A 17,588-nucleotide genomic window follows, 5' to 3' on the forward strand; every position below is an offset into this window, starting at 1 on the left:
CTATGTTTTTTCTTATCATTTTCCCATTAAATTTTTGTTGTATTTATAGAAAATAAGTATATATTTCTTAAATAAATATTTTTACACGGATTTTCGGTAAATATGTGTATTATTTTCTGAAAATTAAAAGAATTGGGGTATGGGAATATGGAAAAACAAGACAAAGGGTTCTTCGGTCAGCCGAAGGGATTGTCTACATTGTTCTTCACAGAGATGTGGGAACGATTCAGTTATTATGGTATGCGTGCCTTACTGATCTATTATATGTATGACACGGTAGCAAATGGAGGCCTTGGTTTACCTCGTGCCACAGCGTTGTCGATCATGTCGATCTATGGTTCGTTGATTTATATGTCGAGTATCGTAGGCGGCTGGTTTTCTGATCGTGTGTTAGGGGCCAAAAAAACCGTCTTTATTGGTGGGGTCTTCATCATGATCGGTCATGTTGTTTTGGCATTGCCGTTTGGTGTCTCTACTTTATTTATCTCGATGGCGTTGATCATCATCGGTACAGCTTTCTTAAAACCAAACGTTTCGGGAATGGTCGGGCATTTATATACGAAAACCGATTTACGAAGAGATGCAGGATTTTCGATCTTTTATATGGGTGTCAATTTAGGCGCATTGCTCGCGCCGTTGATCGTCGGTACGATTGGTCAAGAGTATAACTACCATTTAGGTTTCTCATTAGCCGCTATCGGTATGTTCTTCGGGTTATTGCAATATGTGATCCAAGGACGTAAGACATTGGATGGAGTGGGTATGACACCTCCAAATCCTTTGACACAAGGCGAACGTAAAGTATTTATCCGTAATGTTGTGATCGCTTTGGTCGTATTTGTTATTATTTTTGGTGGAGCGCAACTGACTGGACATTTGACGATCGATTTCTTTGTTAATACGATCAGTGTCTTAGGAATCGTTTTACCACTCTATTACTTTATCAAAATGTTGACTTCAAAAGATGTTTCAGTGGAAGAAAAACCACGTGTATGGGCATATATCCCATTATTCTTAGCAGCAATCATCTTTTGGTCATTGCAAGAACAAGGGTCATCGATCCTTGCCCTATTTGCAAGTGAACGAACACAATCGACCTTGATGGGTGTTCCGATCCAAGCAAGTTGGTATCAATCATTGAACCCGATCTTCATCTTTATTTTGACACCTGTGTTCGTTACTTTATGGACTCGTTTAGGTAAACGTCAACCATCAACTGTAGTGAAATTCTCTCTAGGGTTGTTATTTGCCGGATTGTCTTACCTATTACTGATGTTGCCAGGAATGTTATATGGAACAGCTGGAAAAGTCAGCCCACTTTGGCTGATCGGTAGCTTTTTCATCATCGTGATTGCTGAACTTTGCTTATCACCTGTCGGCCTATCAGTGACGACGAAATTGGCGCCTAGAGCCTTCGAATCGCAAACGATTGCGATCTGGTTCTTAGCAGATGCTTCTTCCCAAGCCATCAATGCACAAATCGCACGGTTCTATACACCAGGTACTGAATCTGCCTACTTTGGGATCATCGGCGTCGTTGCAATCGTCGGTGCAGTGATTTTATTTGCAATCAAAGAACCAATCAAAAAATTAATGGGGTCGATCCACTGATTGGATCTACATCATTTGTCGGAGAGGACAGTCGTCCTGCTCCGGCTTTTTTATTTACAAAATTTAAACGATAATAGAACAAATGTTCAGCTATCTTTGTTATAATGAAGAGGTATATCAACCAGGAAAAGGAGGCAATAAGGTGTCGTTACAATTTATCTTAGGGAATGGTCAAAAAGACCACCGCAAAGCACTGATCGATGAAGCCGCCGCTTGGCTTGACAAAGATGAAGACAATCAAGTATTTTTCCTTGTACCTAACTATAATAAATTTGAACAAGAGCAAGAATTACTCGCTGAGATGCGCAAAAAAAGCGGAAAAAGCTCATTTAGCACAACCAACATGCAAGTATTCAGTTTCTATCGTTTGGCTTGGTACTTATTGCAACAAACTACATTGCTGACAGGTAGTGAATTGACCGAATCTGGCTCAGCGATGATCCTCCGCCAAATCTTAGAAAAAAAACAAGAAGAATTGACGATATTTCGAGGAGAAATCCGCAAAAAAGGGTTTATCCGTCAGTTACAAGAGCTATATAGCGAACTACAAGTCGGAAAAATTTCCCCTGTTGATCTGTTGACTTCTGTGACAGGAGAATCACCAAAAGAAGAAGACCGACAATTGAAAATGAAGGATCTACAACTGATTTTCTCTGCATTCGAAGAGGAATTAGTCCAACGCGCCCTACAATCTGAAGATGCGCTGACGGTATTAGCGAATTATATGGCGACGCAGGATTATCATAAGATCAAGTTCTTAGTGAGTGGTTTCGCCCGGATCAACGCCCAAGAGTACCAGTTGCTGCAAAAAATGATGGAAAAAGGACATCTAGTGGTGGATTTGCTATTGGATCGTCCCTACAAATCCGATCTACCAGATCCGTTGACCTTGTTTTTCAATACAGGAAAGATCTATTTCCAACTTCTCAACGCAGCAAGAGAATTGAATGTTCCTGTGGCTGTCGATCATTATGCACCGAATCGAGAACACCAAAACGAACTTCAAACATTACAACAAATGTGGGAAGAAACTTCCAGCCAGCAGAAAAGCCAACCTGTGAAACTTGGCGCGCAAGAGACATTACATCTGTGGGAGGCGGAGAATCCAACGGAAGAAGTTCGCCAATTAGCGGTGGAAATCCGTCGTTTGGTCAGTCAAGAAGGATTTCGCTATCGAGATATCCAAGTGTTGACGAAGGATATGACGCTTTATGGAAATCTACTGCGACCAATTTTCCAAGAGATGGCGATCCCTTTTTATCTGGATGAAGAGCAACTGATGGAAAACCATCCATTGATCGAATGGATCAACAGTTTGTTTGCTTTGGATCGTTATCAATATCGCTTAAACGACATCATGCGTTTCTTCAAGACGGAGTTGACGATCGGTCGGACAGATGAAGAGCTCGATCTGGCTACTTGGGAAGCTACTAGAAATCAATTCCGCACGAATTTAGATATCACGGAAAACGTAGCACTAGCGTACAACTACCAAGGGAATTATTGGCTTCGCGAAAAAGATTGGCAATTTGTCGCCTATGATTTTGAAGCAGAACAGCTAGAAGACGTCAAACAACTGGAAGAGCAATCGAATACGGTCCGAAGACTTTTCCGCGACATGGTGCCGGTATTCCTGAAGAACATCAAAAAAAGCCGAACAGGGCAAGAAGCGGTCACTTTGTTTTATCGCTTCTTGATCGAAAGCGGTGTGCAACAACAATTGCTTTTCTGGCGAGACCAAGAAGTGGCGCGTGGCGGGTTAGCTGCGGCTAGAAACCATGAACAAACTTGGGGCGCTTTGATGGATCTTTTGGACGAGTATTCATTGATCTACGGAGAAACAGCATTCGACTGGTCATTATTTCAAGAGATCATCACGAGTGGCCTAGAAAATCTCAGCTATGGGAAGATCCCTACAGCAATCGACCAAGTGAGGATCAACCGGTTGGAACTTGTACGTGCCAATCAAGCAAAAGTAACATTTGCGGTCGGCTTGAATGACCAAGTGTTTCCAGATCGCCATGAAACTAAAGGTTTATTATCGAGTGAAGAACGTGAAGCGTTGAATCAAGGGTTAGGCGAGGATCAGTTTTTATTCGATCCAGCAAAAGAAAGTATGTCTTTCGAACCTTTCCAAGCGTATTTAGTGTTTGTTTCGGGAACGGAACGTTTGTACTTGAGCTACGCGCAGAGCTATGATACCAATCGGTTAAAAATGTCTCCGTATTTGAAACGAGTCGTTGACTATCTAGGCGTTCCAGTCGAGCCAAAATGCCAGTTGCAATTGACGAGTAAGCCAGATTGTTACGTTGGCACTTACCGTAGTGGGATCAATACGATCAATCGGGTCTATCGTTTAGCAAAAGAAGCCAAACAGGTAGTACCACTTTATTGGCAACAATTAAAAGAGTTAGTTCTGCGTTCGGATCAACGAAATTTTGCATTGACGATTTTTGAAAGTCAAGATCATCTGAATGTACCAGTTTCCTTATCAGAAGAAATGGCAGAAGCTCTCTATGGCAAAGAAATCTACACGTCGATCTCACGCATGGAAAACTTTTATAACTGTGAATATAAATACTTTGTCCAGTTTGGTTTGAAGCTGAAAGAACGTAATATCTATGGACTGACACCAGCTGCCACTGGCGACTTTTATCATGAATCATTGGATCGCTTCTTCAAATTGCTGTTCTCAAATCAACTGTCACTTGTGGCGATGTCGGAGAAGGAACGACAAGAATTTACTGAAAAAGTCTTACAAGAAGTATTTGGTGAATTACGCTTTGAGATTTTAGATAGCTCTGCCCGCATGAACTATATTCGTTACCAATTAGGGCAAACGATCCAAAAAGTGGCTTGGGCGTTACAAAAACAAAGTAAGAATACTGGCATGAAGCCATTGCAAACAGAGATTTTATTCGGACAGATCGCTGGCGCACGAGGGATTCCAGGATTGGAAATACCTTTAGACAAGGGCGGGAAACTCCACGTTCGTGGAAAAATCGATCGCATCGATGTAGCGACTGAACAAAGTGATACGTGGCTGAGTGTGGTCGATTATAAATCAAGTGGTCGTTCTTTTGATGTGACTGAGGCTTACTATGGTATGGCGATGCAACTATTGACATATCTTGATGTGGCTTTGATGGATGCTGTACGTTTGACGGGGAAAGCCGCAGTCAAACCAGCAGGCTCTTATTACTTGCATGTGCATAATCCAGTTTTGACAGATACGACAGATGTCGAGAAAAATACGTTGAAGAAATTCAGCTATGACGGTGTTTTTGTCGATGATCCTGGTCTGTTAGAAGTGCTCGATCATTCATTGGAAGCAAAAGAAAGTTCATTGATCTATCCGGTGAAGAAAAATGCCAAAAACGAATTACAAAAGGGTAGTTATAGCAAAGAAAAATTCTATACAGAAGAAGAACTACAATTATTCATGAACCATAATCGTGAGAATATGCGTTTAGCTGGTGAAGCGATCACCTCAGGGGAGATCAAACTGAATCCAGCTTACAAAGATAAACAACGGATTGCTTGTGAGCATTGTCCGTTCAGAAGTATTTGTACGTTTGACGTCATGCTCAAAGAAAATAATTATCATCGTTTGGAAAAATTGGATAAAGATGAGGCATTGCGCAGAATACTAAAAAGGAGTGAAGACGAGTGACATCAATTCCTTTAAAACCGGAAAATGAACGTTTTACCGATGAACAATGGCAAGCCATTTTTGACCAAGGCGACAACCTGCTTGTTTCGGCTTCCGCCGGCTCAGGTAAGACGACTGTGTTAGTCCGCCGAGTGATCGAAAAGTTAAAAATGGGTGTCAATATCGACGAGTTGCTGATCGTGACGTTTACAGAAGCAGCAGCAAGAGAAATGAAGGAACGGATCCAAGTAGCCTTGCAAGAAGCAGTGAATAGTGAAAGTGATCCGGTCTGGCAAAAACATTTTACGAAACAGCTCGTTTTACTACCCACCGCCAATATCTCGACACTCCATGCGTTTTGTTTAACGGTGATCCGTAAATATTACTATTTGATCGATATCGATCCAGTCTTTCGGATGTTGACGGATGAAACGGAAACGATCTTGATGAAAGAAGATGTCTGGGATGAGATCAGAGAACAACTTTATGCAGAAAATCGCGAAGCTTTTTTTCAGCTGACGATGAACTTTTCAAATGATCGCTCAGACGATGGTTTGACTAACCTCGTGTTTTCTCTCTATGATTTTGCCAGAGCGAACCCTGATCCGTTGGCTTGGTTGGATCGTTTACCAGAAGCATATCGGCTAGAAGAGGGATTAGCAGCTTCTGCATTGTACCAAGAACAGATCCGACCGCTCGTCTTAGCTGATTTACTTCATTGTACGCAGCTATACGAAGAAATGGTCGTTTTGGCACAAGAAGAAGGACTTGAAAAGATGTTTGATCAAGTCTCACAGGAACAAGCGAGCATCCAACAAATCTATGAACGTTTTCTTGGTGATGAGTTAGACGAAGCTTACCAAGCTTTAGAAAATCTGACGTTTTCGACTTTCAAAAGCAGTCGTAAAACAGAGTTGAAAGAACGTTCGGCTGAAGTCAAAAACTTGCGAGACCGTGCCAAAAAAATCTTACAACAAATCGGTAAAAACTACTTCCCAGTTTCTCCTGCACAAATCGAAGAGTTGAGTCAAAAAGCGTTCCCCCTCGTGGAACAAATGACCGAAGTCACTAAGCTTTTCATGGAAGGCTTCAGTGCGCGCAAACGTGAAAAAGGCGTGCTAGATTTCAATGATCTGGAACACTTGGCGTTACAAATATTGACGAAACAAACAGAGGAAGAGTGGCTACCAAGCGAAGCATCGGATTATTATCGCAGAAAGTTTAAAGAAGTCATGGTCGACGAGTACCAAGATGTCAATCAATTGCAAGAAGAATTGCTCTATTGGGTCAGAGAGCCAGATGAGGAGAGAGGCAATCTCTTTATGGTGGGAGATGTCAAACAGTCGATCTACTCCTTCCGTTTAGCAGATCCAACTCTATTTATCAATAAATATGAGAAATTCTCTGAAGAAAAAGGGGGACGACGAATCGTCTTAGCTGAGAATTTCCGTTCAAGGCAGGAAGTCCTAGCGTTTACCAACTTGATTTTTGAGCAGTTGATGGACCCAACAGTTGGACAAATCGCTTATGATGAAGCGGCTCGGCTGGTTCTTGGTTTTTCTGGGTTTCCAGAAAATGAACGATTTGCACCAGAAGTCTTGATATATGAAAAGGAACAAGAAACGACAGAAATCGAGTTGCCGATGGACGATATGTTGGAAGATAAGACAGAAGGTGAACTCTTGATGACTGGTTTGAAGATCCGTGAATTGATCGATTCAAAATTCATGATCTACGACAAAAAAAGTCAAGAAGAGCGCCCGATCGAATACAAAGATATCGTGTTATTGACACCAACGAAGAAAAACAATTTGACGATTTTAGAAGTGTTCAAAACGTTCGATATTCCGTTGGAACTCAATGATGCGCAGAATTATTTCCAAGCGACAGAAATCAGGATCATGATTTCATTGCTCCAATTGATCGACAACCCTTATCAGGATATCCCATTAGCTTCAGTGTTACGTTCACCAGTCGTGGGTTTGATCGAACCAGAGTTAGCACGTATCCGATTAGCCGATAAGGCGCATACTTACTATGATGCAGTCTTGGCTTACCAAAATAATAACCAAGATGAATTAGCGGCTAAATTGCTTCATTTCAATGAGCAACTGGAACAATGGCGAGAGTTAGCGCGGCGTTCTTCGATCACGGACTTATTATGGGAAATCTATTACCAAACAGGGTATTTAGAATATGTCGTTGGGTTGCCAGCTGGTGCACAACGTCAAGCGAATCTGTATGCGTTAGTGGATCGTGCCAAAGCTTATGAACAAAGCTCGTTTCGTGGTCTCTATCAATTTGTACGATTTATTGAGAAAATGCAGGAGAAAGACAAAGACTTGGCGGAACCAGTGATTGCTTCTAGTGACAATGCCGTTCGTGTCATGACCATCCATGCAAGTAAAGGATTAGAGTTCCCCATTGTTTTCTTATTAGATATGACGAAGCAATTCAATCTGCAAGACTTGAAAAACCGTTATGCCTTCGAAGAAAAACTAGGTGCGGGCGTGCGCTACATGGAGCCAGACACGCGGGTCTTGTTTGACACATTGCCTTATCAAGCCATCAAATTGGCTAAGCAGAAAAAATTGCTTTCTGAAGAAATGCGTAAATTATACGTAGGACTGACTAGAGCAGAGCAAAAATTGTTTATTGTTGGTTCGTACAAAAGCAAAGAAGACACGTTCAAAGCCTGGTCAGAAGCAAGTGAGCAAACGGATGTAGTGTTAGACCCTGTGATTCGCCTGAAAAGTTCGAGTAGCTTGATGAATTGGATCGGTTACAGCTTGATCCGTCATCCTAAAATGACCGAATATTTTCCAGAAGTCACGCCTTTACCACAACTGAAACATTCACCGGGAGATTTTACGATCACCTGGATGGATCAACAAGAGATTTTAACCCAACGCCAAGCATTGACAGTCAAAGGAGAGCAAGCAGAAGAGCAAAAAGGAGATCTAACTCCATTAACGACTGAACTACAAGCACGTTTAGCCTTCAGTTATCCTTATGAGGCTTCTGCACAAACAACGAGTTATCAATCAGTTTCTGAGATCAAACGGCTATTTGAAGATCCAGACGACTCTCCAGAGGCACGTTTGACTTGGGAAAGCAGTGATAAAAAAGCCTTTGCTCAGCCTTTCAGGTATACGCAAGACCAATTAGCTGAACCACGTTTTGTACAAAAAGAGCGCAAAGTTTCTGCCACAGCTGTTGGGACAGCGACACATTTTCTGTTACAAGTCCTACCATTGGAACAGTTGACGAAAGAAAGCATCGAAAAAGAACTGACGACCCTCGTCAAAAAACGTTTAGTCGATGAACAAGTAGCGAAACGTGTGCCAATTGATTCCATCTTATGGTTTTATGAATCTACCCTTGGCCGATCACTGATCGAACATCCAGAAAAAGTGAAACGCGAACAACCATTTTCAATGCTTCTACAAGCAGAAAAGGTATTCGATCACTACCCGAATGAAGACGATGAATTATTGATTCATGGGATCGTCGATGGATATCTTGATTTTGGGGACTACGTGCAGCTTTATGATTTCAAGACTGATTTTATTTTACATCCTGAAAACCCAGAGGAAATCACTAAGGTCATCAGCAAATACCGCGGGCAATTGAACTTATACCAACGGGCATTGAGTGAAGCGCTGAATAAACCCGTTCAAGATGTCTTTTTAGTTTTGCTGCAGGCGAAGAAAATAATAAATCTTAATAAAGAATAAGAAGTGAGCAAACTGGACTTACACTTTGTAAGTAATATGCTATACTCATGAAAAGAGGTGAGTAAGATGGAGCTAACACAGACAGAATTCATTCTGTGTCCCAAATTTGAAAAAACATTCTCGATTTTAGGGAAAAAATGGAATGGATTGATTATCGATGTATTACTCGAAAATGGTCCGCAGCGCTTTGTTGATCTCTCTGCAAAAATCCCGATGGTCAGTGACCGTGTCTTGGTCGAACGATTAAAAGAGCTTGAAAAAGAAAAGATCGTTACCCGTAATTTTTCGTGTAATGAATCCAGTCGTTCAGAATATATGCTGACAGAAAAAGGGGCAGATCTACAAAAAGCGATGGTCCAGTTGCAGCTTTGGAGTGAGAAATGGGTCACACCCGAAGAATGCAGTTGATTTTGCATCAAAAATCTTGTACACTAGTTTTTAGTTGAATAGACAAAAAGAATGTTGACGAAAAAGAGTAGTTTGGCTAAACCAGTATAGGGAGATCTGTCATGGACTGAAAGCAGATCCTGTGTTTGAAAAATGAAGTTCACTTTCCGAGTTCGTCTGAGAGATTTTTCAGACCGGCAGTATGTCTGTCGTTATTAAAATGAGTGTACGATCTCGTTGGGATCGTAAATTAGGATGGTAACGCGAAGACCTCGTTCCTTGATAGGAATGAGGTCTTTTTTGTAGTTGAATTTAAAGGAGGAAATCGCATGTCTTTACAAGCACAACTCGAAAGCTTGAAAGAAGCAACGATCATCAAGATCAAGCAGGCGCAGGATTTGAAAGAACTAAATCAAATCCGTGTCGAAACATTAGGGAAAAAAGGACCAATCACTGAGGTCTTACGTGGAATGAAAGATCTAAGTGCCGAAGAGCGTCCGAAAGTGGGAAGCTTTGCCAATGAGATCCGTGATCTATTGACACAAGAAATCGAAGAAAGAAAAGCAGTCTTGGAAACCGCTGCAATGAATGAAGCATTAGAAAAAGAAACCATCGATGTAACGCTTCCAGGTAGCTCAGTCAAACAAGGTACACGCCATATCTTGACGCAGATCATGGAAGAAATCGAAGATATTTTTGTCGGCATGGGATATCAAATCGTTGAAGGATATGAAGTCGAGTCAGACCACTATAACTTTGAACGAATGAATTTACCAAAAGACCATCCGGCACGTGATATGCAAGATACTTTCTATATCTCAGAAGAAATCTTGATCCGTACGCATACGTCGCCTGTGCAAGCACGTACCATGGAAAAACATGATTTTTCAAAAGGTGCGCTACGCATGATCTCACCAGGAAAAGTTTTCCGACGTGATACTGATGATGCAACACACAGCCATCAATTCCATCAAATCGAAGGATTGGTGATCGACAAGAACGTGACGATGGGTGATCTAAAAGGAACACTTGAAGTCGTGATGAAGAAAATGTTTGGTGAAGATCGCCAAATCCGTTTACGCCCAAGCTACTTCCCATTTACAGAACCATCTGTTGAAGTCGATGTCAGCTGTTTCAAATGCGGTGGTTCAGGCTGTAACGTCTGCAAACACACAGGTTGGATCGAGATCTTAGGTGCTGGTATGGTTCATCCGAATGTCTTGGAAATGTCAGGGATCGATCCTGAAGAATACTCCGGATTTGCTTTTGGACTTGGCCCAGATCGTGTCGCAATGTTACGTTATGGGGTCAACGATATTCGTAATTTCTATCAAAATGACTTGCGCTTCTTAAGTCAGTTCAAGGGGGAGTAAAAGAATGTTAGTATCATATAAATGGCTGAATCAATACGTTGATTTATCAAATGTGACACCGCAAGAACTTGCAGACAAAATGTCAGTCACAGGAATCGAAGTCGAAGGTGTGACTGTACCTGAAGAAGGGTTGAAAAAAATCGTTGTCGGAGAAGTGAAGGAATGTATTCCACATCCTGATTCTGATCATCTATCGATTTGTCAAGTCGACATCGGTGAAGAGGAATTATCACAAATCGTTTGTGGCGCACCGAACGTCAAAGCAGGAATCAAAGTCATCGTGGCTTTACCAAATTCACGGATTGCGGGCAATGTCAAAATCAAAAAAGGCAAGATGCGTGGACAAGTCTCGAATGGGATGATCTGTGCCTTACAAGAAATCGGTTATTCTGACAGTGTCGTACCGAAAGAATATTCAGAAGGCATCTACTATTTGCCACAAGAAGCGGTCAATGGAGAACCAGTCTTTTCTTATCTAGATATGGACGATGCTATCATCGAACTATCGATCACACCTAACCGTGCCGATGCGTTATCAATGAGAGGTGTGGCGTACGAAGTTGGCGCGATCTACCGCCAAACGCCGACGTTCAATGATGAAAAATTAGTAGAAGTTGAACGTAAAGCTTCAGAGAAAATTGCGGTAAAAGTAGAAGACGAAGAATTGGTACCAGCATACCAAATCCGCATCATTGAAAACGTCAAGATCCAACCGAGTCCACAATGGCTACAAAATATCTTGATGAATGAAGGAATCCGACCAATCAATAACGTCGTTGATATCACAAACTATATCTTATTATTGTTCGGTCAACCGTTACACGCATTTGACTATGATAAGTTAGGTTCAGAAGAAATCGTGGTGCGTCATGCAGCAGAAGAAGAGAACATCGTGACGTTAGATGGCGAAACGCGCACATTGACCTCAGAAGACTTAGTCATCACGAATGGGCAAGTACCAGTCGCCTTAGCTGGAGTAATGGGCGGACGAGACTCAGAGATTACGGAAACAACGACAACCGTTGCGTTAGAATCCGCTTTATTCGATCCCATCTCGATTCGCCGCACAGCCAAACGTTTCAATTTACGTAGTGAATCATCTGCGCGCTTTGAAAAAGGCATCAATAAAGGAACCGTCGGCGAAGCAAGCGATGTTGCAGCAGCGATGATCGTTGCTTTAGCAGGAGGAGAAGTGTTACAAGGCGCTGTCAAAGGTTCTGAGTATCAAGCAAAAGAAGTCGAAGTACAGATCACATTGAAGCGCATCAACCAGTACCTTGGCACAACCTTAAATGTCGCTGAAGTAAGTGAGATCTTTGAAGCATTAGGATTCGGCTATCACGTCGATGGAGAAACTTATACTGTTGTTGTACCTCCAAGACGTTGGGATATCCAGATCGAAGCAGACATCATCGAAGAAGTGGCACGTATTTATGGGTATGATCGTTTACCTTCAACGTTACCAAGCGGCGAAACAGTTGCAGGTAGTTTGACACAAGAACAAGCGACTACACGAAAGATCCGTACATTACTTGAAGGCAGTGGTCTAACTGAAGCCATTAGTTATGCACTGACAACGGAAGATAAATCACGTCAATTCGCTTTGAAAGAAACAGCCATCACTCGCTTGGATTGGCCGATGAGTGAAGACCGTTCTGTCTTACGTATGAACTTGATCAGTGGTCTTTTGGATAACGTCCAATATAACACGGCACGTAAAAATGCAGATGTCGCATTTTATGAAGTAGGTCGCGTCTTCTATCAAGAAAACGATCCATTGACTCATCTACCACAAGAAGTCACTCACGTAGCTCTTGCGGTGTCTGGCACATGGGAAGAGAAGAGTTGGCAAAGTAAGCCACAAGCGGTTGATTTCTTTACAGTAAAAGGCATATTAGAAAATGTATTCGAACAACTTTCCATCAATGAGGAAATCACTTATCAAGCATTGACAACGATTGATGAACTTCATCCAGGTCGTACAGCAGCCATTTATTTAGGTGAAACAATGATCGGGTTTGTTGGTCAAGTACATCCTATGACTGCTAAAGCTTACGATATTCCAGAAACGTATGTGGCAGAGTTTGATTTAGCCACAGTCGTGGAAGCATCACAAAAAGGCATCACTTTCCGACCAGTCACAAAATTCCCAAGTGTGACGCGTGACATTGCGATGTTAGTAGCTGAACAAGTGACGAATCAAGAAATCGTTCGCACAATCCAAGCAGCTGCTGGCCGATTCTTGACAAATGTCGAACTATTCGATGTCTACCAAGGAGCAAATATTGAAGCAGGGTACAAATCAGTCGCCTATACGTTAAGCTTTGAAAATCCCGAAGCAACGTTGACAGATGAAGAAATCAACCAAGCAATGAGCAAGGTTGAAAAGGCGTTGACAGAAACAGTCGATGCAAGTATTCGTTAAACCTTAATAATAGAAGAAAAAACTGGAACAAAAATCATTCAATGATTTTTGTTCCAGCTTTTTTGTGTGATTACTGATTGAAATAATTGATGCCCATTGCCGCTTTCACTTCAGAAAGTGTGGCTGCCGCAACTTTAGCCGCTTCTTCACTACCATGACGTAAGATATCCATCACGGCTTGTGGGTCCTTCGCCAATTCTTCACGACGTGCGCGGATCGGTGCGAACTCTGCTTCTAATACGTCGATCAAGTAACGCTTGATTTTCACGTCACCGAGTCCACCACGACGATAGTGAGCTTTCATCTCTTCGATTGCTTCTTTGTCTGTACCAAAAACATCTAAGTACGTAAAGACCATATTGCCTTCGACTTGTCCTGGATCTTGGACATGGATGTGATTTGGATCAGTATACATACTCATCACTTTTTTCTGTAAAACATCCGCAGGGTCAGAAATGTAGATGCCATTTCCTAATGATTTACTCATTTTTCCGTTACCATCGATCCCAGGTAAACGACCCATTCCTTTAGGAGGGAAGACGCCTTTCGGTTCAACGAGTACTTCTCCATAAGTGTGATTGAAACTTTGGACGATCTCTTGTGTTTGTTCCAACATTGGTTTTTGGTCTTCACCAACTGGCACTAGATTCGCTTTGAACGCAGTGATGTCAGCAGCTTGTGAGACAGGGTAGATAAAGAAGCCTGTTGGGACACTTTCGCCAAATTTCTTTTGCTCGATCTCCGTTTTAACAGTCGGGTTACGACGTACGCGTCCAACACTCACTAAGTTTAAGTAATACATTGTCAACTCAGCTAATTCAGGGATTTGCGACTGGATAAACAATGTTGATTTGGCAGGATCTAAACCAACCGCTAAGTAATCTAAAGCAACTTCTAATACATTGGAAGACACTTTTTCAGAGTTTTTCGCATTGTCAGTCAAGGCTTGCATATCTGCGATCATTACGAACAACTGATTGTTCTCATCCGCTTGCATTTCTACACGTTTTTTCAAAGACCCGACATAATGGCCTAAGTGTAGTTTGCCAGTAGGACGGTCTCCTGTTAAAATAATATTTTTCAAAAAAGAACACCTCTTTGTAATTTCTAAGACTAATACTTAATATCTTACCGTTTTTTTGCAGAATTAACAACAGGATAAACCGAAAATCATTGAAAAAATCAGTTAGGAAATCGTTATTTATACAAATGGTAAAAGAAAACGCACAAAGGAATTTTCTTGGAAACTTTACAAGTTGCTTCGCTTTCGGATATAATGTGTTCTATTATATATCTTTAAATGAAATCTTACTAAATAATAATGGGAGTGTAATGTTATGACAATGATTAAATTTGATAGCGTGGAAAAGTATTACGGCAAATTCCACGCGTTGAAAAACATCAATCTTGAGTTTGAAAAAGGGGAAGTTGTCGTTGTCATTGGTCCATCAGGATCAGGAAAAAGTACGATGCTTCGCTGTATCAACGGCTTGGAAACAATCACTTCAGGAAAGCTTTTGATCAATGATGTCGATATTCGCGATAAAAACACAAAATTGACGGAGATTAGAAAAAATGTCGGAATGGTCTTTCAACATTTTAATCTTTACCCCAATAAAACAGTTTTAGAAAACATCACATTGGCACCAATCAAAGTATTAAAACAAGATGAGGCAACTGCTGTAAAAAATGCGGAAAAGTTTTTAAAGACAGTCAATATGCTAGATAAAAAAGATTCCTATCCTTCCATGTTATCTGGTGGACAACAACAGCGTGTAGCGATTGCTCGCGGCTTAGCGATGAATCCCGAAATGCTGTTATTTGACGAGCCAACATCTGCCTTGGACCCAGAGATGATCGGTGATGTATTGGACGTAATGAAAAAATTGGCAAGAGATGGCATGTCAATGATCGTGGTCACACACGAAATGGGCTTTGCGAAAGAAGTGGCAGACCGTGTCATTTTTATGGCGGACGGACAAGTATTAGAAGATAGTCGCGATGTACGCAATTTCTTCGATGATCCAAAAGAGGAACGTGCAAAACAATTTATCAGTAAAGTAATCAATCATTGATAGGAGGAACGATATGCGTAAGACAACATTCACTCGTTTATTATTTCTTTTTGGGCTAGTATTTCTAGTATTGAGCGGCTGTAAAGGTAGCAGTTTGGCAGAAAAAGATATTTTGACTCGTAGTAAAGAAACGAACGAGATCATTTGGGGTGTCAAATACGATACACGATTGTTTGGGATGATGGACATCGAAAGTCGCACTGTTCAAGGGTTTGATATCGATATCGCCAAAGCAATCACGAAGAAGATTTTAGGAGAGGACGGAAAAGCAGAGTTTGTCGAAGTCACTTCTAAAACAAGAATCCCATTATTAAAAAATGGGAATATCGATGCCATCATTGCGACGATGACGATTACCGAAGAACGTAAAAAGCAAGTCGATTTCTCTTCTGTTTATTTTGACGCCGGACAATCATTGCTCGTTGAAAAGGGTAGTCCCATCAAAAGTGTGGAGGATTTAAACGCTGAAACGACTGTTCTAGCGGTGAAAGGCTCGACTTCAGCTGCCAACATCAGAGAACATGCACCTGATGCGCGGATCTTGGAGTTAGAGAACTATGCAGAAGCATTTACTGCCTTACAATCGGGGCAAGGTGATGCCATGACGACAGACAATGCGATCTTACTCGGAATGGCAGCGGAGAACCCTAGCTATGAATTAGCAGGAGGAACATTTACCGAAGAGCCTTATGGTATTGCGATCAACAAAGGACAAGAAAATTTCTTAGATGCAGTCAACCAAGCATTAGCGGAAATGGTTGAAGACGGCACCTACGATAAGATTTATGAAAAATGGTTCCCAGATACGACTCAGGGAAAAATTGATTAAGGAGGGAATACAATGAGTGAATTGATACAAACTTATGGGCCAGCCTTCCTTGATGGATTTAAAGTAACGATCCTATCAAGTGTCTTGGCACTTTTATTCAGTTTGATCATCGGAACGTTGATGGCGATTTTTCAATTGTCACACAATAAATGGATTCGTGGTTTAGCGAAAGCCTATGTTGAATTTTTTAGGAATATCCCGTTATTGATCATCGTGATGTTCTTCTATGTCGTATTACCACTTTATTGGATCAGCTTTGATGGTTTTCAAGCAGGAACGATCGGGCTGACGATCTATACTTCCGCATTTATTGCAGAAACCGTTCGTTCGGGCATCCAAACTGTGCCAAAAGGTCAAATGGAGGCTGGTCTTTCATCAGGATTTACTTATTCAGAGACGATGCGTTACATCGTATTGCCACAGGCATTTAAAATCGTTATCCCACCATTAGGCAATCAATTTATCAATTTGGTCAAAAATTCATCGATTTTAGCAATTGTTGCTGGTTTGGATATCATGTATCAAGGGGATTTGATCGCCAGTGAAACTTTCAACACGTTTGATACCTATATCATCGTCGGTTTATTTTACTTGATCATTACCTTACCATTGTCTTATTTGATGGTTTATCTTGAGAAAAAATGGGCAGTTCGTTCATAGAAAGGAGAATCTCAATGGATTTTAGTGGTGCATTTTCATGGATGAATATTCGCTTTTTACTGGAAGGACTAAAAGTAACGATCGAAGTTTCGCTCTTCTCCATCATTTTTAGTTTTCTGATCGGTGGGCTGACAGGTGTTCTTCGTTTTGCGAGTATTCCTTATTTATCAAAAATAGTAGGTTTGATTATCGACATCATTCGTAATCTGCCATTATTGCTGATCATCTTTTTCACTTATTTTGCTTTGCCGCAAATCGGTATCCAAATGAACATCTTTTGGTCAGCAGTTGCAGCATTGACGATTTTTGAATCTGCCATGTTATCAGAGATTTTCCGTGCAGGTTTGAATGCTGTGCCGAAAGGTCAGATGGAAGCAGGGCTTTCCACGGGATTAAGCTATGTGGAAACGATGCGTACGATCATCATGCCGCAAGCATTCAAGTCAATGATCCCTGCTATCGTCAGTCAGTTGATCTCGTTGATCAAAGACACTTCTTTAGCGGTGATCATCTCGTTGCCAGAATTGACACACCAAGCGCGGATCGTCTACGGTCAAAATACCAATTATGTCTTACCAATGTTCGTTATGATGACTTTCATGTATTTTGTCGTATGTTACGCACTTTCTTTACTTTCTTCTTACCTAGAAAGAAGAAAGTACAGTTATTAGTAGAAAAAATCGTATTTTACATGGGAATTAAGAAGGAATCCACGAAATTTTTTAAAAAATTTTTTGTGGATTCCTTCTTACGTTATCCAAAAATTCCATCGGGACACCTGTTGAGTCGTCATGTGGGAAAAGAGCAGGAAAGCAGATTGTAGGACTTGATAAATCACG

At 41.3% G+C, this 17,588-nt stretch carries 11 protein-coding genes; 10 read left to right on the top strand and 1 reads right to left on the bottom strand.

The features are described 5' to 3' along the window. Nucleotides 1-147: 147 nt before the first annotated feature. The 6 genes from IGI79_RS06190 (at nt 148) to pheT (ending at nt 13,185) form a co-directional block, all read left to right on the top strand. Nucleotides 148-1,611, top strand: coding sequence for a peptide MFS transporter (locus tag IGI79_RS06190; protein ID WP_438845750.1), 1,464 nt, complete (start codon nt 148-150; stop codon nt 1,609-1,611). Between the two features lie 142 nt (nt 1,612-1,753). Further along, nucleotides 1,754-5,284, top strand: coding sequence for a PD-(D/E)XK nuclease family protein (locus IGI79_RS06195; protein WP_438845751.1), 3,531 nt, complete (start codon nt 1,754-1,756; stop codon nt 5,282-5,284). Next, nucleotides 5,281-9,000 carry a helicase-exonuclease AddAB subunit AddA gene (gene addA, locus IGI79_RS06200; protein WP_438845752.1) on the top strand — a complete coding sequence of 1,240 codons (3,720 nt, stop codon included), beginning with the start codon at nt 5,281-5,283 and terminating at the stop codon, nt 8,998-9,000. The genes IGI79_RS06195 and addA overlap by 4 nt, the downstream gene beginning before the upstream one ends. Before the next feature lie 66 nt (nt 9,001-9,066). Further along, nucleotides 9,067-9,408: a winged helix-turn-helix transcriptional regulator gene (locus tag IGI79_RS06205; RefSeq protein ID WP_019724054.1), complete on the top strand. Its 342-nt coding sequence runs from the start codon at nt 9,067-9,069 to the stop codon at nt 9,406-9,408. A 308-nt stretch (nt 9,409-9,716) separates the two neighbouring features. Continuing rightward, complete coding sequence (gene pheS, locus IGI79_RS06210) at nt 9,717-10,760, top strand: phenylalanine--tRNA ligase subunit alpha (RefSeq protein ID WP_019724055.1); 1,044 nt, start codon at nt 9,717-9,719, stop codon at nt 10,758-10,760. A gap of 4 nt (nt 10,761-10,764) precedes the next feature. After that, nucleotides 10,765-13,185, top strand: a complete 2,421-nt coding sequence (pheT, locus tag IGI79_RS06215; protein WP_195476299.1) for a phenylalanine--tRNA ligase subunit beta — start codon at nt 10,765-10,767, stop codon at nt 13,183-13,185. A gap of 70 nt (nt 13,186-13,255) precedes the next feature. Here pheT and trpS read toward each other — a convergent pair whose 3' ends face one another. Continuing rightward, complete coding sequence (trpS, locus tag IGI79_RS06220; RefSeq protein WP_195476301.1) at nt 13,256-14,269, bottom strand: tryptophan--tRNA ligase; 1,014 nt, start codon at nt 14,267-14,269, stop codon at nt 13,256-13,258. 253 nt (nt 14,270-14,522) lie between these two features. Between trpS and IGI79_RS06225 the strand changes: the two genes are divergently transcribed. Genes IGI79_RS06225 through IGI79_RS06240 form a run of 4 tightly spaced genes read left to right on the top strand, consistent with a single transcriptional unit; the run spans nt 14,523 to nt 17,420 of the window. Further along, complete coding sequence (locus tag IGI79_RS06225; RefSeq protein WP_010735594.1) at nt 14,523-15,260, top strand: amino acid ABC transporter ATP-binding protein; 738 nt, start codon at nt 14,523-14,525, stop codon at nt 15,258-15,260. 13 nt (nt 15,261-15,273) lie between these two features. Beyond that, nucleotides 15,274-16,089, top strand: a complete 816-nt coding sequence (locus tag IGI79_RS06230) for a transporter substrate-binding domain-containing protein (protein ID WP_019724510.1) — start codon at nt 15,274-15,276, stop codon at nt 16,087-16,089. Nucleotides 16,090-16,101: 12 nt separating this feature from the next. Then, nucleotides 16,102-16,749, top strand: a complete 648-nt coding sequence (locus tag IGI79_RS06235; protein WP_023519564.1) for an amino acid ABC transporter permease — start codon at nt 16,102-16,104, stop codon at nt 16,747-16,749. 14 nt (nt 16,750-16,763) lie between these two features. Beyond that, nucleotides 16,764-17,420 carry an amino acid ABC transporter permease gene (locus IGI79_RS06240; protein WP_010735591.1) on the top strand — a complete coding sequence of 219 codons (657 nt, stop codon included), beginning with the start codon at nt 16,764-16,766 and terminating at the stop codon, nt 17,418-17,420. The last annotated feature ends 168 nt before the right edge of the window (nt 17,421-17,588 follow it).

Origin of the sequence: Enterococcus sp. AZ084 (assembly GCF_051714905.1) — a bacterium.
Taxonomy (GTDB): domain Bacteria; phylum Bacillota; class Bacilli; order Lactobacillales; family Enterococcaceae; genus Enterococcus_B; species Enterococcus_B pernyi.